The organism is Pseudomonas sp. TE3910, from assembly GCF_056279025.1.
Genome location: NZ_JBWBQN010000001.1, coordinates 4,054,089 through 4,073,836 on the forward strand (window position 1 = coordinate 4,054,089; position 19,748 = coordinate 4,073,836).

8 protein-coding genes, 2 tRNA genes and 3 rRNA genes are annotated in these 19,748 nt (G+C 58.0%); 12 read left to right on the top strand and 1 reads right to left on the bottom strand.

The features are described from left to right. Positions 1 to 45 precede the first annotated feature (45 nt). From ACZ9H3_RS18500 to yfiB, 11 genes are all read left to right on the top strand, one after another. Positions 46 to 1,583, top strand: a 16S ribosomal RNA gene (locus ACZ9H3_RS18500). Positions 1,584 to 1,751: 168 nt separating this feature from the next. Further along, a tRNA-Ile gene (locus tag ACZ9H3_RS18505) sits at positions 1,752 to 1,828 on the top strand. A 6-nt stretch (positions 1,829 to 1,834) separates the two neighbouring features. Continuing rightward, a tRNA-Ala gene (locus ACZ9H3_RS18510) sits at positions 1,835 to 1,910 on the top strand. Between the two features lie 253 nt (positions 1,911 to 2,163). Continuing rightward, positions 2,164 to 5,054, top strand: a 23S ribosomal RNA gene (locus ACZ9H3_RS18515). Between the two features lie 137 nt (positions 5,055 to 5,191). Continuing rightward, positions 5,192 to 5,307 (top strand): 5S ribosomal RNA (gene rrf / locus ACZ9H3_RS18520). The 16S, 23S and 5S rRNA genes sit together here with 2 tRNA genes alongside, the layout of an rRNA operon. Before the next feature lie 135 nt (positions 5,308 to 5,442). Beyond that, entirely contained in the window at positions 5,443 to 8,910 is a 3,468-nt protein-coding gene (gene recC, locus ACZ9H3_RS18525; RefSeq protein WP_476221899.1) for an exodeoxyribonuclease V subunit gamma, read from the top strand. Next, positions 8,910 to 12,584: an exodeoxyribonuclease V subunit beta gene (recB, locus tag ACZ9H3_RS18530; RefSeq protein WP_476222796.1), complete on the top strand. Its 3,675-nt coding sequence runs from the start codon at positions 8,910 to 8,912 to the stop codon at positions 12,582 to 12,584. The genes recC and recB overlap by 1 nt, the downstream gene beginning before the upstream one ends. After that, positions 12,581 to 14,665, top strand: coding sequence for an exodeoxyribonuclease V subunit alpha (gene recD / locus ACZ9H3_RS18535; protein WP_476221901.1), 2,085 nt, complete (start codon positions 12,581 to 12,583; stop codon positions 14,663 to 14,665). The genes recB and recD overlap by 4 nt, the downstream gene beginning before the upstream one ends. A gap of 114 nt (positions 14,666 to 14,779) precedes the next feature. Further along, on the top strand, positions 14,780 to 15,355 hold the full coding sequence (gene yfiR, locus ACZ9H3_RS18540) for a regulatory sequestration protein YfiR (protein ID WP_476221903.1): 576 nt from the start codon (positions 14,780 to 14,782) through the stop codon (positions 15,353 to 15,355). Continuing rightward, a complete protein-coding gene (gene dgcN, locus ACZ9H3_RS18545; protein ID WP_330521890.1) occupies positions 15,352 to 16,623 on the top strand; it encodes a diguanylate cyclase DgcN/YfiN in 1,272 nt (423 codons plus the stop codon). Before yfiR ends, dgcN begins: the two co-directional genes overlap by 4 nt. Before the next feature lie 3 nt (positions 16,624 to 16,626). Next, the gene (yfiB, locus tag ACZ9H3_RS18550) at positions 16,627 to 17,127 is read left to right on the top strand and encodes an outer membrane lipoprotein YfiB (RefSeq protein ID WP_099773471.1); all 501 of its coding nucleotides are present in this window, start codon (positions 16,627 to 16,629) and stop codon (positions 17,125 to 17,127) included. Between the two features lie 8 nt (positions 17,128 to 17,135). On the opposite strand, the gene ACZ9H3_RS18555 is transcribed toward yfiB, so the two are convergent. Then, positions 17,136 to 18,083: a LysR family transcriptional regulator gene (locus ACZ9H3_RS18555; protein ID WP_099773472.1), complete on the bottom strand. Its 948-nt coding sequence runs from the start codon at positions 18,081 to 18,083 to the stop codon at positions 17,136 to 17,138. Between the two features lie 136 nt (positions 18,084 to 18,219). Between ACZ9H3_RS18555 and ACZ9H3_RS18560 the strand changes: the two genes are divergently transcribed. Further along, positions 18,220 to 19,746, top strand: coding sequence for a CoA-acylating methylmalonate-semialdehyde dehydrogenase (locus ACZ9H3_RS18560; RefSeq protein ID WP_065759307.1), 1,527 nt, complete (start codon positions 18,220 to 18,222; stop codon positions 19,744 to 19,746). The last annotated feature ends 2 nt before the right edge of the window (positions 19,747 to 19,748 follow it).

Here is a 19,748-nt window from a genome sequence, read left to right on the forward strand (position 1 = left end):
ATTGCTGAGCCAAGTTTAGGGTTTTCTCAAAACCCAAGCAGTATTGAACTGAAGAGTTTGATCATGGCTCAGATTGAACGCTGGCGGCAGGCCTAACACATGCAAGTCGAGCGGATGACGGGAGCTTGCTCCTTGATTCAGCGGCGGACGGGTGAGTAATACCTAGGAATCTGCCTGATAGTGGGGGACAACGTTTCGAAAGGAACGCTAATACCGCATACGTCCTACGGGAGAAAGCAGGGGACCTTCGGGCCTTGCGCTATCAGATGAGCCTAGGTCGGATTAGCTAGTTGGTGAGGTAATGGCTCACCAAGGCGACGATCCGTAACTGGTCTGAGAGGATGATCAGTCACACTGGAACTGAGACACGGTCCAGACTCCTACGGGAGGCAGCAGTGGGGAATATTGGACAATGGGGCGAAAGCCTGATCCAGCCATGCCGCGTGTGTGAAGAAGGTCTTCGGATTGTAAAGCACTTTAAGTTGGGAGGAAGGGCAGTAAGCTAATATCTTGCTGTTTTGACGTTACCGACAGAATAAGCACCGGCTAACTCTGTGCCAGCAGCCGCGGTAATACAGAGGGTGCAAGCGTTAATCGGAATTACTGGGCGTAAAGCGCGCGTAGGTGGTTCGTTAAGTTGGATGTGAAATCCCCGGGCTCAACCTGGGAACTGCATCCAAAACTGGCGAGCTAGAGTAGGGCAGAGGGTGGTGGAATTTCCTGTGTAGCGGTGAAATGCGTAGATATAGGAAGGAACACCAGTGGCGAAGGCGACCACCTGGGCTCATACTGACACTGAGGTGCGAAAGCGTGGGGAGCAAACAGGATTAGATACCCTGGTAGTCCACGCCGTAAACGATGTCAACTAGCCGTTGGAATCCTTGAGATTTTAGTGGCGCAGCTAACGCATTAAGTTGACCGCCTGGGGAGTACGGCCGCAAGGTTAAAACTCAAATGAATTGACGGGGGCCCGCACAAGCGGTGGAGCATGTGGTTTAATTCGAAGCAACGCGAAGAACCTTACCAGGCCTTGACATCCAATGAACTTTCCAGAGATGGATTGGTGCCTTCGGGAACATTGAGACAGGTGCTGCATGGCTGTCGTCAGCTCGTGTCGTGAGATGTTGGGTTAAGTCCCGTAACGAGCGCAACCCTTGTCCTTAGTTACCAGCACGTTATGGTGGGCACTCTAAGGAGACTGCCGGTGACAAACCGGAGGAAGGTGGGGATGACGTCAAGTCATCATGGCCCTTACGGCCTGGGCTACACACGTGCTACAATGGTCGGTACAGAGGGTTGCCAAGCCGCGAGGTGGAGCTAATCTCACAAAACCGATCGTAGTCCGGATCGCAGTCTGCAACTCGACTGCGTGAAGTCGGAATCGCTAGTAATCGCGAATCAGAATGTCGCGGTGAATACGTTCCCGGGCCTTGTACACACCGCCCGTCACACCATGGGAGTGGGTTGCACCAGAAGTAGCTAGTCTAACCTTCGGGGGGACGGTTACCACGGTGTGATTCATGACTGGGGTGAAGTCGTAACAAGGTAGCCGTAGGGGAACCTGCGGCTGGATCACCTCCTTAATCGACGACATCAGCTGCTTCATAAGCTCCCACACGAATTGCTTGATTCATTGAAGAAGACGATTAGGTTAGCAACCTTGATGGTGGCCTGTAGCTCAGATGGTTTGAGCGCACCCCATGCTTTTTAATAAAGAGCAGGGTGAGGTCGGCATGTAGTAACCCTCGATTGGGTCTGTAGCTCAGTTGGTTAGAGCGCACCCCTGATAAGGGTGAGGTCGGCAGTTCGAATCTGCCCAGACCCACCAATTGCTGGGGCCATAGCTCAGCTGGGAGAGCGCCTGCCTTGCACGCAGGAGGTCAGCGGTTCGATCCCGCTTGGCTCCACCACCCCTCTTGCTTAACCGTGTCAAAGCTTAGAAATGAGCATTCCATCGTGCTGATGGTGAATGTTGATTTCTGAACTTTTTCAGAATCGTTCTTTAAAAATTTGGGTATGTGATAGAAATAGACTGAATAGCACTTTCACTGGTGTTTATTCAGGCTAAGGTAAAATTTGTGAGTGTCTCTTAAGTCTTAAGAGTATTGCGAATTTTCGGCGAATGTCGTCTTCACAGTATAACCAGATTGCTTGGGGTTATATGGTCAAGTGAAGAAGCGCATACGGTGGATGCCTTGGCAGTCAGAGGCGATGAAAGACGTGGTAGCCTGCGATAAGCTTCGGGGAGTCGGCAAACAGACTTTGATCCGGAGATCTCTGAATGGGGGAACCCACCTAGGATAACCTAGGTATCTTGTACTGAATACATAGGTGCAAGAGGCGAACCAGGGGAACTGAAACATCTAAGTACCCTGAGGAAAAGAAATCAACCGAGATTCCCTTAGTAGTGGCGAGCGAACGGGGACTAGCCCTTAAGTTGATTTGAGATTAGCGGAACGCTCTGGAAAGTGCGGCCATAGTGGGTGATAGCCCTGTACGCGAAAATCTCTTATCAATGAAATCGAGTAGGACGGAGCACGAGAAACTTTGTCTGAATATGGGGGGACCATCCTCCAAGGCTAAATACTACTGACTGACCGATAGTGAACTAGTACCGTGAGGGAAAGGCGAAAAGAACCCCGGAGAGGGGAGTGAAATAGATCCTGAAACCGTATGCGTACAAGCAGTGGGAGCCTACTTTGTTAGGTGACTGCGTACCTTTTGTATAATGGGTCAGCGACTTATATTCAGTGGCGAGCTTAACCGAATAGGGGAGGCGTAGCGAAAGCGAGTCTTAATAGGGCGTTTAGTCGCTGGGTATAGACCCGAAACCGGGCGATCTATCCATGGGCAGGTTGAAGGTTAGGTAACACTGACTGGAGGACCGAACCGACTACCGTTGAAAAGTTAGCGGATGACCTGTGGATCGGAGTGAAAGGCTAATCAAGCTCGGAGATAGCTGGTTCTCCTCGAAAGCTATTTAGGTAGCGCCTCATGTATCACTGTAGGGGGTAGAGCACTGTTTCGGCTAGGGGGTCATCCCGACTTACCAAACCGATGCAAACTCCGAATACCTACAAGTGCCGAGCATGGGAGACACACGGCGGGTGCTAACGTCCGTCGTGAAAAGGGAAACAACCCAGACCGTCAGCTAAGGTCCCAAAGTCATGGTTAAGTGGGAAACGATGTGGGAAGGCTTAGACAGCTAGGAGGTTGGCTTAGAAGCAGCCACCCTTTAAAGAAAGCGTAATAGCTCACTAGTCGAGTCGGCCTGCGCGGAAGATGTAACGGGGCTCAAACCATGCACCGAAGCTACGGGTGTCACTTAGGTGACGCGGTAGAGGAGCGTTCTGTAAGCCTGTGAAGGTGAGTTGAGAAGCTTGCTGGAGGTATCAGAAGTGCGAATGCTGACATGAGTAACGACAATGGGAGTGAAAAACTCCCACGCCGAAAGACCAAGGTTTCCTGCGCAACGTTAATCGACGCAGGGTTAGTCGGTCCCTAAGGCGAGGCTGAAAAGCGTAGTCGATGGAAAACAGGTTAATATTCCTGTACTTCTGGTTATTGCGATGGAGGGACGGAGAAGGCTAGGCCAGCTTGGCGTTGGTTGTCCAAGTTTAAGGTGGTAGGCTGAGATCTTAGGTAAATCCGGGATCTTAAGGCCGAGAGCTGATGACGAGTGCTCTTTAGAGCGCGAAGTGGTTGATGCCATGCTTCCAAGAAAAGCTTCTAAGCTTCAGATAACCAGGAACCGTACCCCAAACCGACACAGGTGGTTGGGTAGAGAATACCAAGGCGCTTGAGAGAACTCGGGTGAAGGAACTAGGCAAAATGGCACCGTAACTTCGGGAGAAGGTGCGCCGGTGAGGGTGAAGGACTTGCTCCGTAAGCCCATGCCGGTCGAAGATACCAGGCCGCTGCGACTGTTTATTAAAAACACAGCACTCTGCAAACACGAAAGTGGACGTATAGGGTGTGACGCCTGCCCGGTGCCGGAAGGTTAATTGATGGGGTTAGCTAACGCGAAGCTCTTGATCGAAGCCCCGGTAAACGGCGGCCGTAACTATAACGGTCCTAAGGTAGCGAAATTCCTTGTCGGGTAAGTTCCGACCTGCACGAATGGCGTAACGATGGCGGCGCTGTCTCCACCCGAGACTCAGTGAAATTGAAATCGCTGTGAAGATGCAGTGTATCCGCGGCTAGACGGAAAGACCCCGTGAACCTTTACTATAGCTTTGCACTGGACTTTGAATTTGCTTGTGTAGGATAGGTGGGAGGCTTTGAAGCGTGGACGCCAGTTCGCGTGGAGCCATCCTTGAAATACCACCCTGGCAACTTTGAGGTTCTAACTCAGGTCCGTCATCCGGATCGAGGACAGTGTATGGTGGGTAGTTTGACTGGGGCGGTCTCCTCCTAAAGAGTAACGGAGGAGTACGAAGGTGCGCTCAGACCGGTCGGAAATCGGTCGTAGAGTATAAAGGCAAAAGCGCGCTTGACTGCGAGACAGACACGTCGAGCAGGTACGAAAGTAGGTCTTAGTGATCCGGTGGTTCTGTATGGAAGGGCCATCGCTCAACGGATAAAAGGTACTCCGGGGATAACAGGCTGATACCGCCCAAGAGTTCATATCGACGGCGGTGTTTGGCACCTCGATGTCGGCTCATCACATCCTGGGGCTGAAGCCGGTCCCAAGGGTATGGCTGTTCGCCATTTAAAGTGGTACGCGAGCTGGGTTTAGAACGTCGTGAGACAGTTCGGTCCCTATCTGCCGTGGACGTTTGAGATTTGAGAGGGGCTGCTCCTAGTACGAGAGGACCGGAGTGGACGAACCTCTGGTGTTCCGGTTGTCACGCCAGTGGCATTGCCGGGTAGCTATGTTCGGAAGAGATAACCGCTGAAAGCATCTAAGCGGGAAACTTGCCTCAAGATGAGATCTCACTGGAGCCTTGAGCTCCCTGAAGGGCCGTCGAAGACTACGACGTTGATAGGTTGGGTGTGTAAGTGCTGTGAGGCATTGAGCTAACCAATACTAATTGCCCGTGAGGCTTGACCATATAACACCCAAGCAATTTGCGTCGAAATGACCAGATTGCGGTGTTGTGAAGACGAAACGAACCGAAAGTTTGCGACTCACAACTATCACATACCCGATTTGCTGGAGCGTCGAAAGACGGTCTGGTACACAGAATTTCTTGACGACCATAGAGCATTGGAACCACCTGATCCCATCCCGAACTCAGCAGTGAAACGATGCATCGCCGATGGTAGTGTGGGGTTTCCCCATGTGAGAGTAGGTCATCGTCAAGATTAAATTCCGAAACCCCTATCTGCACATGCAGGTAGGGGTTTTGTCTTTGTGGCCTGGAAAACATCGCCAGCGAGGCCTGTCTCTGCAGCTCATGCTAAGGTTCGAGCCTCTTCACATCGCACCAAGGGATACCCATGCCGCACACCTCCAATCTACAGCCCGGCTTTATGGTGGTTCATGGCAACCGTCTGGATGAACTGCGAAGCCTGGTCGTGGGCTGGATGCGCCGCAATCCGCTGTTGCCGCTGGAGAATGAGATCGCATTGGTGCAAAGCAACGGCATTGCACAGTGGTTGAAGTTGGCTCTGGCTGAAGATCCTGAAGAAGATGATCAGGGCGGTTGCGGTATTGCTGCTGCCATTGACGTGCAACTGCCTGGCAGTTTCATGTGGCAGCTGTACCGCAAAGTGTTGGGGCGTGAGGAGATTCCGGAAACCTCGTTACTCGACAAGGCGCCGCTGACCTGGCGTTTGATGCGTCTACTACCTGAGGTCATTGATCGGCCGCATTTTGAGCCGTTGCAGCGTTTTTTGACCGACGATGCCGATTTGCGCAAGCGCTATCAACTCGCAGAGCGCTTGGCTGATCTGTTCGATCAGTATCAGGTGTACCGCGCCGACTGGTTGCAGGATTGGGCAGAAGGGCGCCACCTGCTACGCACCGCACGTGGTGAGTCGAAGCCCTTGCCTGCGGCTAATTGCTGGCAGGCTGAATTGTGGCGAGCGCTGTTGCTGGACGTCGGTACTGAAGGCATGGCGCAGAGTCGCGCGGGTGTCCATCAGCGCTTTATTCAGCGTATCAACGAATTGCAGGAAGCCCCTGCCGGTTTGCCGTCACGGGTTATCGTCTTCGGTATTTCTTCGTTGCCGGCCCAGGCGCTTGAGGCGCTCGCGGGGCTATCTCGTTTCAGTCAGGTGCTGCTGTGTGTACTCAACCCTTGCCGACACCACTGGGCTGATATCGTCGCGGACAAAGACCTTCTGCGTCATCAGTACAAGCGTCAGCAGCGAAAGAGTGGCACCCCGGCAATGATCGATGCCGATGCACTGCACCAGCATGCCCATCCGTTGTTGGCGGCGTGGGGTAAGCAGGGCAGGGATTACATCAATCTGCTCGACAGTTATGACGACCCGAACAGTTATCGTGCGGCGTTCAGCGAAGGGCGTATTGACCTCTTCAGCGATAGCGAACCGCAGAATCTGCTCAACCAGTTGCAGGACGACATCCTCGAGTTGCGGCCGCTGACCGAGACGCGCGCGCTGTGGCCAAGCGTCGACCCACTCAAGGATCGCTCGATACGGTTTCATATTGCGCATAGCCCGCAGCGAGAAGTCGAGATCCTGCACGATCAGTTGCTAGCACGCTTCAGCGCGGATTCAACCTTGCGCCCTCGCGATGTGATTGTGATGGTGCCGGATGTTGATACCTATGCTCCGCATATTCGTGCCGTATTCGGGCAGATCGCCCGTGACGATTCACGGTTCATCCCCTTCACCTTGGCTGATCAGGGGCAGCGTGGCCGCGATCCGCTGCTGATCGCCCTGGAGCATCTGCTCAAGCTTCCCGACAGCCGCTTCCCGGTCAGCGAGATTCTTGATCTGCTTGATGTCCCGGCCCTCAGGGCGCGTTTCGGGATTCAGGAAAGTGACTTGCCGACACTGCATCGCTGGATTGAAGGTGCGGGAGTGCGTTGGGGCTTGAATGCCGAGCAGCGGGCGACACTCGAATTGCCTGCCGGGCTGGAACAGAACAGCTGGCATTTCGGTTTGCGCCGCATGCTGCTGGGGTATGCCGTAGGTGCCGGAGCAAGCTGTGACGGCATTGAGCCCTACGATGAGATCGGTGGGCTGGATGCGGCGTTGATTGGCCCGCTGGTTGCCCTCATTGATGCGCTGGAGGTGGCTTATCGCGAACTGTCCAGCCCAGCTTCTGCAGGTGACTGGGGAGCGCGTTTGAATGCGTTGCTGCAGGTGTTTTTCCGTGCAGAAAACGAGCATGACGACTATCTGCTGGTGCAGTTGCAGTCGCTGTGCGAGGACTGGCTAGAGACCTGCGAGATGGTCGGCCTTGAAGATTTGCTGCCGCTGACGGTGGTACGTGAAGCCTGGCTGGCCGGGCTTGATCAGGGGCGCCTGTCGCAACGCTTCCTCGCCGGCTCCGTGAACTTTTGCACCCTGATGCCGATGCGGGCAATCCCCTTCAAGGTGATCTGTCTGCTGGGGATGAACGACGGCGACTATCCGCGAGCCCAGCCGCCTCTGGACTTCGACCTTATGGGCAGTGACTACCGCCCGGGTGATCGCTCGCGCCGCGAAGATGACCGTTACTTGTTGCTGGAGGCGCTGCTGTCGGCACGCGATCAACTCTACGTCAGTTGGGTCGGGCGCAGTATTCGTGACAACAGCGAGCGCCCGGCTTCGGTACTGATCGGGCAATTGCGTGATCATCTGGCAGCTGGCTGGACGCTCGCTGGTGGCGAAGCGCAGGACATGGACTCGCTGCTCCATGCGTTGACGGTCGAGCATCCACTGCAACCCTTCAGTGCTCGCTACTTCCATCAGGGCAGTGGTCTGTTCAGCTATGCCAATGAGTGGCGTGCGTTGCATCTGACGGATGTGGGGGAAGCCATTGAGCCGCCTGCCTTGGAGCCTTTCGTGGCCGACGAGCCACTGACCTTGCCATTGCTGCAGGATTTTCTAAGGCATCCCGTACGGCATTTTTTCAGTCAGCGTTTGAAGGTGTTCTTTGAGTCTGCTCAGGCACCGCTGGCTGATGAGGAGCCCTTTGTGCTCGATGCGCTGCAGCGCTACAGCTTGAGTGAGAACCTGTTGGCTGCAGCCCTGGCCGACACGCACGACAGCGAGCGCGCGCTGCTGGCTCAGGCCAACCGCCTGCAAGGGCGTGGCGTGCTGCCGATGGCCGGTTTCGGTGATTGCCTGCGTGACGAGCTCATTGAACCGTTGCCCGACCTGTTGCAGCGTCACCGCCAGCTTTTGGAGCAGTGGCCGCATCGGGTCGACAGCGCCCTGCCCATTCGTTTCGAGTACCGTCACTTGCGTCTTGATGGCTGGCTGGGCCAAGTCTATCGCCGTGAGGGCGATGACCTGTTGAGCATCACTACGTTACCTAACACCATCGGCAGCGGCCGTACCTTGAAGTGGCACCGCTTGATTCACAGTTGGGTCATGCACCTGGCCGCGTGTGCCGTGGGGCTGCCCTTGCACACGGCGGTGGTGGCCAGCGATCAGACCTTGTTGCTCAAGCCATTGGAAAAGGGCGCTGCCGAGCAGTTTCTGGGCCACTTGTTGTTGGCTCGACAGGCCGGTATGTCGTCACCGCTGCCCGTGGCGGCGAAGACTGCTTTCGCCTGGCTTGAGCAAAGTGATCCAGACAAGGCCCTGGCGGCAGCAGCCAAAGCCTATGACGGTGATGGCATCAGCCATGATGGCGAGCGCAGCGAAAGCACTGCGCTGGCTCGACAGTTCAGTGATTTCGCCGCCCTCACGGCCAGTGAGGAATTCGAAGGCTGGTGTGAATCGCTTTACCGTCCACTGTACGACGCCGGCTGGCAGTCTGTTGGCCGTGAGGAGGGCCGCTCATGATGCTTGAACCACAACCGCCTTTGGCACTGAGCTTTCCGTTGCACGGTAGCCAACTGATTGAAGCCAGTGCTGGCACCGGCAAAACCTTCACCATTTCTGCTCTCTATCTGCGTCTGGTGTTGGGGCATGGTGGCGAGCAAGGTTTCGGTCGTGAGTTGTTGCCGCCACAGATTCTCGTGGTGACGTTCACAGATGCCGCAACCAAGGAGTTGCGCGAGCGTATTCGTACGCGTCTGGCAGAGGCCGCTCGCTTTTTCCGCGGGGATCTGCTGGAAGCCGACAGCCTGCTGCAACAGCTGCGCGAGCAGTTTGATCCCCAGCATTGGGCGGCCTGTGCCAATCGGCTTGAGGTCGCGGCGCAGTGGATGGACGAGGCTGCGGTTTCGACCATTCACAGCTGGTGCCAACGCATGCTGCGTGAGCATGCGTTCGACAGCGGCAGCCTGTTTACCCAAACCCTGGAGACCGATCACAGCGATCTGCTGGGCCAGGTCATGCGCGATTACTGGCGCCGCTTCTGCTATGGCATGCAGGGTGACGCTTTGCAGTGGGTGCGCGCCAACTGGGGCAGCCCCGATGCCTTGTTGCCCAAGGTGCGCGCGTTGTTTGGTCGCCAGCGGGTGGCCAGTGACGCCGAGGAGCCGCAGGCACTGATTGACGGCGTTCTACAGCAACGTGCCGAGTACCTGCGTGAGTTGAAAGCGCCTTGGGCTCAATGGGCTGCCGAGTTGTTGCAGCTCTGCCATGAGGGTCTCGCAGCCAAGCAGGTCGACGGGCGCAAGATGCAGGCGCGTTACTTCGAGCCCTGGTGTGAAAAGCTGCGGGTGTGGGCTACTGAAGAGCAGGCTGAGGAACTCGACCTCGGCACTGGCTTCACCCGCTTTACACCGGAGGGTATGGCAGAAGCCTGGAAAGGTGATCCGCCCCGGCACCCGGCCCTTGAGGCCATGTCGACCCTGCGTGAGCGTTTACAGGCCCTGCCGACTCCAGATGCCAGCCTGCTGGAGCATGCGGCGGCCTGGGTCGGCTCTCGCTTTGAGCAGGAAAAGCGGCGCCGTGCTGAAATGGGCTTCGACGACATGCTGTTGCGACTCGACAGTGCCTTGAGCGGTCCTGCCGGTGAACGCCTGGCCGGGTTGATTCGTGAGCAGTTCCCCATCGCGCTGATCGACGAATTCCAGGATACCGACCCCGTCCAGTATCGGATCTTTCAGCGCATTTACCGCATTGAAGAAAACCTGCGCGAGACCGGGCTTTTCCTGATTGGAGACCCCAAGCAGGCTATCTATGCGTTCCGTGGTGCGGACATCTTTACCTACCTGCGAGCCCGTGAGGCCACCGCGGGTCGATTGCATACACTCGATACCAACTTTCGCTCCAGCCAGGCCATGGTTACTGCAGTTAACCATGTGTTCCAGCGTGCCGAGCACCGTACGCAGGGCGCCGGCGCTTTCCTGTTCCGGCGCGAAGACGACAACCCGGTGCCGTTCCAAGCGGTCAAGGCTCAAGGCCGAAAGGAGACGCTGCAGATCGGCGGCCAGGTCGTGCCGGCCCTGAACATCTGGCAGCTTGTCAGTGACGAGCCGGTTTCGGCTGCGGTCTACCGGAAACAAATGGCTGCCAGCTGTGCCACTGCCATTGTCGCCTTGCTTAGCGGCGGGCAGCAGGGACGCAGTGGTTTTGTGCAGGCTGAGGGCGAGCTGCGGGGCTGCCAGCCTTCCGATATCGCCATTCTGGTTCGCGACGGCCGAGAGGCGCAGTTGGTTCGCGAAGAACTCGCCGCACGTGGGGTGCGTAGTGTTTACCTGTCGGACAAGGATTCGGTGTTCTCCGCCCAGGAGGCCCATGACCTGTTGTCCTGGCTCAAGGCCTGTGCCGAGCCGGATGTAGAGCGCTTGCTTAAAGCCGCGCTGGCCAGTGTTACCTTGAACTTGCCTCTGAGCGCGTTGGATCAACTGAACCAGGATGAGTTGGACTGGGAACGTTGGGTGATGACATTCCGTGAGTACCGGCACCTGTGGCGTACTCAGGGCGTTCTACCGATGTTGCGCCGCCTGCTGCATGACTTCAATTTGCCGCAGGTGCTGATCGCGCGCAGCGATGGCGAGCGGGTACTGACCAACCTCCTGCACCTTGCAGAGCTGTTGCAGCAGGCGGCCACCGAGCTGGATGGCGAGCAGGCACTGATTCGTCACCTGAGCGAACACCTGGCCTCTGGCGGCCAGACGGCTGAAGAGCAGATTCTGCGCCTGGAAAGTGATGAACAACTGGTCAAGGTCGTGACCATTCACAAGTCCAAGGGGCTTGAGTATCCGTTGGTGTTTCTCCCATTCGTGTGCAGTACCAAACCGGTTGATGGCAAGCGCCTGCCACTGGCCTGGCACGACAGTGAGCGTCAGGCTCAACTGACCCTGACGCCTAACGCTGAGCAGATTGCGCTGGCCGATGATGAGCGTCTGGCCGAGGACCTGCGGTTGCTTTATGTCGCCCTGACGCGCGCACGCCATGCGTGCTGGCTGGGCGTGGCTGACCTCAAGCGGGGGACCAGCAAGGAGTCACTGCTGCACCGATCGGCGCTGGGCTACTTGCTGGGTGGCGGTGTGCCCTTGGAGAACTCGGCAGCGCTCGGGCAATGGCTGGCGGCGCTCAGCGATGGGGCCCCGGCAATTCGCTGTGAAGTATTGCCCGAGGCAGAGGCGGCGTGCTTTACCGCAACGCGAAATACGGCCGAGCTGGCACCCCAGAGACTACCCCGCCGCCGTGCTGCCGAGAACTGGTGGATTGCCTCCTACAGTGCGCTGCATATCGGTGAAGACCTTCTGGCGTTGGACAGCTCCCAGGCGCAGCAACTGCTCGACGATGAGCGTGCCGATCCGCTGGTGCTTTCTGAAGCGTTGCCCGGTGGCAGTGATCTCCACCGTTTTCCCCGTGGCCCCAATCCGGGTACCTTTCTTCATGGCTTGCTGGAATGGGCAGGGCGCGAAGGCTTTGCCCGTGTCCGCGAGCAGCCGCACCTGCTGGAAAAGACCGTTGCACAACGCTGCAATCGGCGTGGCTGGACGGGCTGGATTAACACCTTGAACCACTGGTTGGGGCAACTGATCGAGACGCCAATGCCGTTGGCGCCGAACAGCCCGCCCGTGGTCCTGGGCGAGCTACACCAGTACCAGATCGAGATGGAGTTCTGGTTCGCCAGCCATCAGGTGGATGTCGCCTGCCTTGATCGCCTGGTGGCGCAGTACACTCATAACGGCGAAAACCGTGCAGCCGCCAAGCCGGCACTGCTCAATGGCATGTTCAAAGGCTTTATTGACCTGGCCTTCGAACATGACGGTCGCTACTACGTGACCGATTACAAATCCAACTGGCTGGGCGCGGAGGATTCCGCCTACAGCGAGCAGGCCATGGAAACGGCGATTCTTGAGCATCGGTACGACTTGCAGTACGTCCTCTATCTGTTGGCCCTGCACCGGCAGTTGCGTGTTCGCCTGCCCGATTACGACTATGACCAGCATGTTGGCGGTGCCGTGTTCATGTTCCTGCGTGGGGCGCGTTCGTCGTCCAGAGGCGTGTACTTCGTCAAACCACCACGGGAATTGATTGAGCAACTGGATGCACTGTTTCGTGGCGATTGGCAGCCGCAACAACAGGACCTGTTTGGAGAGCAGCCATGAGCCGTACCTTTACCGACCTTTTGCCAATGCCGCTGGACGCGCAACAGTTGTCGGCCCTGCGCCCCTTGAGCGAGATCAACGATCTGCTGATCCTGCTTGACCGATGGGTTGAGCGCGGTTGGTTACGTGCTCTGGACCGGGCCTTTGTTGCGTTTCTTGGCGAGCTCGACGGGCGTGCCGACCCTCGGGTGTTGCTGGCCGCCGCACTTGCCAGCCATCAGTTAGGGCATGGGCATGTCTGCCTGGATGTGGGTGAGACCCTCGCCGAGCCGGATTTCGCGTTGTCTCTGCCGCCTGAGGGTGACCTTCTGGCGGGGCCGGTGTTACTGCCGTCACAATTGCTTGAGCACCTGGATCAGGCGACCTGGTGTGCAATCCTGTCGAGCAGTGCGCTGGTGGCCCATGCCGGGAATGACGCGCAGACAGACAGACCGCTGGTGCTCTGCGGCCAACGCTTGTACCTGCGCCGGTACTGGGGCTATGAGCGCCAGGTCGACAGTGCCCTGCGTCAGCGTCTGGCACAGCAGGAGGTTGTCGCGGTCGACTTGCGTGCACGGCTTGACCAACTGTTCGAGAGCGGTGCTCCGGCAGGGCAGGTCGATTGGCAAAAGCTTGCGTGTGCACTGGCGACCCGTGCGGGGTTCAGCATCATCACCGGTGGCCCTGGCACGGGTAAGACCACGACAGTCGTGCGGTTGCTGGCGTTACTTCAGGCTCCCGCAGTGGATATGGGGCGTCCGTTGCGTATTCGCCTCGCCGCACCGACGGGTAAGGCGGCTGCGCGCCTGACTGAGTCCATTGGTCAGCAAGTGCAGCAATTGGCTGTCAGTGAAACCGTGCGTGAACATATTCCCACCGAGGTCTCGACGGTTCACCGTCTTTTGGGCAGTCGACCTGTTTCGCGGCACTTCCGTCACCACTCGGGCAACCCGCTGCCGTTGGACGTGCTGGTGGTCGATGAAGCCTCAATGATCGACTTGGAGATGATGGCCAACTTGCTGGCAGCCTTGCCGCATCATGCCCGGCTGATCCTGTTGGGCGATAAAGACCAATTGGCGTCGGTCGAGGCTGGTGCGGTACTGGGTGACCTGTGTCGTGATGCCGAGGCGGGTTGCTATAGCCCGCAGACTCAGCGCTGGCTGGAGCAGGTCAGTGGCGAACAGCTTGCCGACAGTGGGCTGCAGCCGGGCTCCGCAGAACAGCATGCTCTGGCCCAGCAAGTGGTCATGCTGCGTCACTCCCGACGTTTTGGTGAAGGTAGCGGTATCGGACAACTGGCGCGCTTGGTCAACGCTCAACAAGCTGAGCCGGCGAGGGCGCTGTTGGCAACGGCCATGCATGCGGATCTTCACCTGCTGAGCCTGCGTAGTGAACAGGATCGAGCACTCGATCGATTGCTGCTGGACGGTATCGGACGCGGAGAAAGCGATGCCAAGGGCTATCGGTACTACCTACAGGTGATGGGCAGTGAGCGCCCGCCCGAGAATGCCCCGCTGGATGATCCGCGCTGGGGCAACTGGGCCTTGGCGGTATTGCGGGCGTTCGAGACGTTTCAACTGCTTTGCGCGGTACGAAAAGGGCCTTGGGGGGTAGAGGGGTTGAACCTGCGTGCTACCCAGGCCTTGTCCCGCGCGGGGCTGATCGACAGTGACGCGGTTTGGTACGAGGGCCGCCCGGTGTTGATGACCCGTAACGACTATGGGCTGGGTTTGATGAACGGTGACATCGGTATCGCCCTGCGGTTGCCGGAGGGAGGTAGCGGCGGCAAGCAGGTGCTGCGTGTTGCGTTCCCACGCAGTGACGGCAAGGGCGGTGTGCGCTTCGTGTTGCCAAGCCGGCTGAGCGATGTCGAAACGGTTTACGCGATGACGGTGCACAAGTCCCAGGGCTCGGAGTTTGCCCATACCGCGCTGATTTTGCCGGATGCCTTGAACCCGGTGTTGACCAAGGAACTGATCTACACCGGTATTACGCGCGCCAAGCACTGGTTCAGCCTTATTGAACCGCGGCAGGGTGTATTTCAGGAGGCGGTACGGCGCAAAGTGAAGCGGCTTTCGGGGCTGATGCTGGATCAGACCTGAGTGCGGCGATGCTGCCACACTCCGGATTGCCTCTCGGGGGGATGGCTCGCGGGAAAAATGGGCATTGTGCTATCTTTGCCCAATTGTCGTGCCCCATTTTGAGAGAATTCCCACATGAACGTGGCCGCCCCGATCCCGGGACGTGTGATGAGCTGGATGCTTGGACTGCTGGGCAGTTTTCTTTTCCTGTGTACCAGCGTGGCCTGTGCTCAGGCTGACAGTAATGCGGCCCATGCGGAGCTTCGGGCCAAGGCTGTCACGCAGGTGGTGCTTGGAATTCTCAGTTATGCGCGTTGGCCGGTTGAACCGGCTCAACTGCGTCTGTGCCTGGTCGGTCCCACCGAATATGCCGATGATCTGGTCAAAGGGACTACCCAGGCCACTGGCCGTCCGTTGTTGGTGCGCCGACTGCTGACCGGTGCTCCACGGATTGTCGATGAGTGTGACGCGGTCTACATCGGCAAGCTCAGTGCTGAAGCGCGCAGTCAGTTATTTAGCGAGATCATTGGCCATCCGCTCCTGAGCATCAGCGAAGCGGACGATCCCTGTACGGTGGGTAGCCTGTTCTGTCTGCGGGTCAGTGACACCCATGTGGCATTTGAGGTCAACCTCGACTCGGTCGCCCGCAGTGGCGTGCGTATTCACCCCAGCGTACTGCAGCTGTCGCGGCGTCGGGCGGTGCAGCCATGACCCGCCTGCGCAATAGCCTGGGGCGTTTGACCCTCCGTGTGGTACTTGGACGACGGCATTTGAGCGTTGCCTTGCTGGCTGTCGGGCTTGCGGGAATTTCCTTGACCCTGATGGGGGTCTTGACGCTGCGAGCCTACGCCAACCACAACTTGCACCTGATCGCCCGGTCGATCAATTACACCGTAGAAGCCTCGGTCGTGTTCAATGACAGCAGTGCGGCCAATGAGGCGCTGGCGCTGATTGCTGCGACTGAAGAGGTCGCCGACGCGAAGGTATTTGACGATAACGGTGATCTGCTGGCGCGCTGGCAACGCCCCGACGAGGGCATGCTGGCGCCGTTGGAGCGGTACCTGGCGAGCACGTTACTGGAAGACCCCATCAACCTGCCGGTGGTACACCAAGGGCAACAGGTTGGTCGAATCGAGCTGGTCGGCCAGGGTGATAGCCTGATGCGCTTTCTGCTCAGTGGCCTGATCGGCATCATGCTCTGTACCGTACTCAGTGCCTTCGGTGCGTTGTCCCTGTCGCGCCGTTTGTTCGGCGATATCGTCGGACCGTTGCGCAACCTTGCCAATGTGGCACATGCGGCACGTTGCGAGCGTCGCTTTGACCGGCGTGTTCCGCCTGCTCAGATTGCCGAACTCAACGAGTTGGGCAATGACTTCAATGCGTTGCTTGATGAGCTGGAAACCTGGCAGCACCACCTGCAAAGCGAAAACGCAACCTTGGCGCACAAGGCCAGCCACGACAGCCTCACCGGGTTGCCGAACCGGGCGTTTTTCGAGGGGCGTCTGAGCCGAACCCTGCGTAGTGCGTCGCATAGCCAGGAGTTGGTGGCCGTGCTGTTTATCGACAGTGATCATTTCAAGACCATCAATGACACCTATGGTCACGCTGCTGGCGATGAAGTGCTGATCACCGTGGCCAATCGGGTGCGTGCCCAGTTGCGTGAGCATGATCTGGTCGCGCGCCTGGGCGGTGATGAGTTTGCAGTGCTATTGGCGCCTATTCAGCGAACCGAAGATGCCGAGCGTATTGCCGACAAGATTATCGCCAGCATGCGCACCCCGATTCACCTGCCTGACGGGCAGGTAGTGGTTTCATCCCTGAGTGTTGGCCTGGCGGTGTATCCCGATGATGGTGATACGCCGACTGAACTGCTTAGCGCTGCGGATGCCGCCATGTATCACGCCAAGCACCTCGGTCGAGGTGGGCGGCACAACGCAGAGTCGGAGCACTCTGCGGCAAGCACAAAAAACAGGAGTTAAACCGTGAGCCGTTCTATCAACCGTCTGCGCTTTCATTTTGTCGCTCTGACGCTTGCTTTGGTTACCCTTGTGGGTTGCCAGAGCGTGCCCCCCAAAGGCCTGAGTGCTGAACAAATTGCGCTCCTGAAGCAGGAGGGGTTCGTTTTGACCGATGAAGGCTGGATGTTCGGTTTGCCTGGCAAAGTCCTTTTTGGCAGTGACCTGGACAGCTTGAATGCGCAGAGCCGGAAAATTGTCGAGCGTATCGGCAAATCGCTGCTGTCGGTCGATATTCAGCGGGTACGCGTGGACGGCCATACCGACTCGTCGGGCAAGGCCCGTTACAACGAGCAGTTGTCGCTACGCCGTGCGGCCAGCGCAGCAAGCGTGCTGATAGCCGTCGGCATGCGCCCGGAAAACGTTGAGACCCGCGGGCTGGGCAGCCGTGAGCCGGTTGCCAGCAATGACACTGCCGCCGGCCGCACGGAAAATCGCCGGGTCGCTATTGTCGTCGCTTCCGATTAATCAACGAACTAATCAATAAACACCGTCGAGCGCGACTCGCCCATCAACAGCGCGGTGTTCAGCTCGGTCACTTCGCGGATGTAATCCCACAGCAGGGTGATCCGCTTGAGCTTGCGCAGGTCCTCCCGGCAGTACATCCAGAACTGCCGGGTAATCTCTATTTCCTGCGGCAGGATCGGTACCAGGCGCGGATCCTGTGCGGCCAGGAAACACGGCAAGATAGCCAGCCCGCGGCCCTGTTGAGCGGCCACATACTGAGCGATCACGCTGGTGCTGCGCAGGTTGGCGCTGGCTGCGGGCAACAGGTTGGCCAGGTACAGCAGCTCGGAACTGAAGGCCAGGTCATCGACGTAGCTGATAAACGAATGATCGGCCAGATCACTGACCCGTTGAATCGGCGCATGGTTGTCCAGGTATTCCTGGGTGGCATACAGGCGCAGTCGGTAGTCGCACAGCTTGCAGCACACATACGGTCCGTGTTCCGGGCGTTCCAGGGCAATGACAATATCGGCCTCGCGTTTGGACAGGCTGATGAAGTGCGGCAGTGGCAGGATGTCCACTGAAATGGCCGGGTAGTGGTCGAGGAAGTGGCTCAACTGCGGGGTCACGAAAAAGCTGCCGAAGCCTTCGGTGCAGCCCATGCGTACATGCCCGGAGAGGGCGACGCCGGAGCCTGAGACCTGCTCGCAGGCCATGTGCAGGGTACTCTCAATGGACTCGGCATAGCTGAGCAGGCGCTGGCCTTCTGCGGTGAGCACGAAACCACTGGTACGTGATTTCTCGAACAGTAATGTGCCCAGCGCCACCTCCAATGAGGCGATTCGCCGCGACACGGTGGTGTAGTCCACGCCCAGCCGCTTGGCTGCGCTGCTGGCCTTGCGGGTACGGGCCACTTCGAGGAAGAACTTCAGGTCATCCCAGTTCAATGAACCGAGGGAGGTGATGTTTTTTTGCATGTTGGACCGGATTTTATGTGCGTTCTTATTAGAAGTTTGCACATCTATACTCCAAATCAGCCCCTTGACCAAGTGCCCGTCGCGCTTGACGCGCCGAAGGCGATCTCTCCCTAACAACAAATTCAGGAGAAGCCCCATGAACGCATCCCTTACGCCCAACCAGACCAAGGTCGACCAGGTTCGCCTGCTGATCGACGGCCAGTGGGTCGAGTCGAAAACCACAGAATGGCGTGACGTGGTAAACCCTGCCACCCAGCAGGTGCTGGCACGGGTACCCTTTGCCACTGCCGATGAAGTCGATGCGGCCATTGCGGCGGCTCAACGTGCGTTCAAGACCTGGCGTGATACGCCGATTGGTGCGCGGATGCGCATCATGCTCAAGCTGCAGGCACTGATTCGCGAGCATTCCAAGCGCATCGCGCTGACCCTCAGTGCTGAGCAGGGCAAGACCATCGCTGATGCTGAAGGCGATATCTTCCGCGGCCTGGAAGTGGTCGAGCACGCATGCTCCATCGGCACCTTGCAGATGGGCGAGTTTGCCGAGAACGTTGCCGGTGGTGTTGATACCTACACCCTGCGCCAGCCGATCGGTGTCTGTGCCGGCATTACCCCGTTCAACTTCCCGGCGATGATCCCGCTGTGGATGTTCCCGATGGCCATCGTGTGCGGTAATACCTTTGTCCTCAAGCCGTCCGAGCAGGACCCGCTGTCGACCATGATGCTGGTGGAGCTGGCTATCGAAGCCGGTGTGCCGGCTGGCGTACTGAACGTTGTGCATGGCGGCAAGCAGGTGGTTGATGCCCTGTGTACTCATCAGGACATCAAGGCCATTTCGTTCGTCGGTTCGACCGAGGTCGGTACCCACGTCTACAACCTGGCGGGCCAGCACGGCAAACGCGTGCAGTCGATGATGGGCGCGAAGAACCATGCCGTCGTGCTGCCGGATGCCAACCGTACGCAAACCCTCAATGCACTGGTGGGTGCCGGTTTTGGTGCGGCCGGTCAGCGCTGCATGGCCACCTCGGTTGCCGTGCTGGTGGGCAAGGCGCGTGAATGGCTACCGGAGCTCAAAGAGCTGGCTTCCAAGCTCAAGGTCAATGCCGGCAGTGAGCCGGGCACTGATGTCGGCCCGCTGATTTCCAAGCGTGCCAAGGAGCGCGTACTGGGCTTGATCGAAAGCGGTATCCGCGAGGGCGCGAAGCTGGAATTGGACGGCCGCGACGTCAAGGTTCCTGGCTACGAGGAGGGCAACTTCATTGGCCCGACCCTGTTCTCCGGCGTGACCACCGACATGCAGATCTACACCCAGGAAATCTTTGGCCCTGTGCTGGTGGTGCTGGAGGTCGACACCCTTGATGAGGCCATCGCCCTGGTCAACCGCAACCCCTTTGGCAACGGCACTGGCCTGTTTACCCAAAGTGGCGCAGCGGCACGCAAGTTCCAGAGTGAAATCGATGTTGGTCAGGTTGGTATCAACATCCCAATCCCGGTCCCGGTTCCGTTCTTCAGCTTCACCGGTTCGCGCGGTTCCAAGCTCGGTGACCTGGGCCCTTACGGCAAGCAAGTGGTGCAGTTCTACACTCAGACCAAGACCGTCACTGCCCGTTGGTTCGATGACGACAGCGTCAACGACGGTGTGAACACCACCATCAGCCTGCGCTAAGG

Bases quoted from the DNA above. Each gene is read 5' to 3' on its own strand.
- recB (WP_476222796.1), top strand. From the start codon at position 8,910: ATGCTTGAACCACAACCGCCTTTGGCACTGAGCTTTCCGTTGCACGGT.
- recD (WP_476221901.1), top strand. From the start codon at position 12,581: ATGAGCCGTACCTTTACCGACCTTTTGCCAATGCCGCTGGACGCGCAA.
- ACZ9H3_RS18560 (WP_065759307.1), top strand. From the start codon at position 18,220: ATGAACGCATCCCTTACGCCCAACCAGACCAAGGTCGACCAGGTTCGC.
- recC (WP_476221899.1), top strand. From the start codon at position 5,443: ATGCCGCACACCTCCAATCTACAGCCCGGCTTTATGGTGGTTCATGGC.
- dgcN (WP_330521890.1), top strand. From the start codon at position 15,352: ATGACCCGCCTGCGCAATAGCCTGGGGCGTTTGACCCTCCGTGTGGTA.
- ACZ9H3_RS18555 (WP_099773472.1), bottom strand. From the start codon at position 18,083: ATGCAAAAAAACATCACCTCCCTCGGTTCATTGAACTGGGATGACCTG.
- yfiR (WP_476221903.1), top strand. From the start codon at position 14,780: ATGAACGTGGCCGCCCCGATCCCGGGACGTGTGATGAGCTGGATGCTT.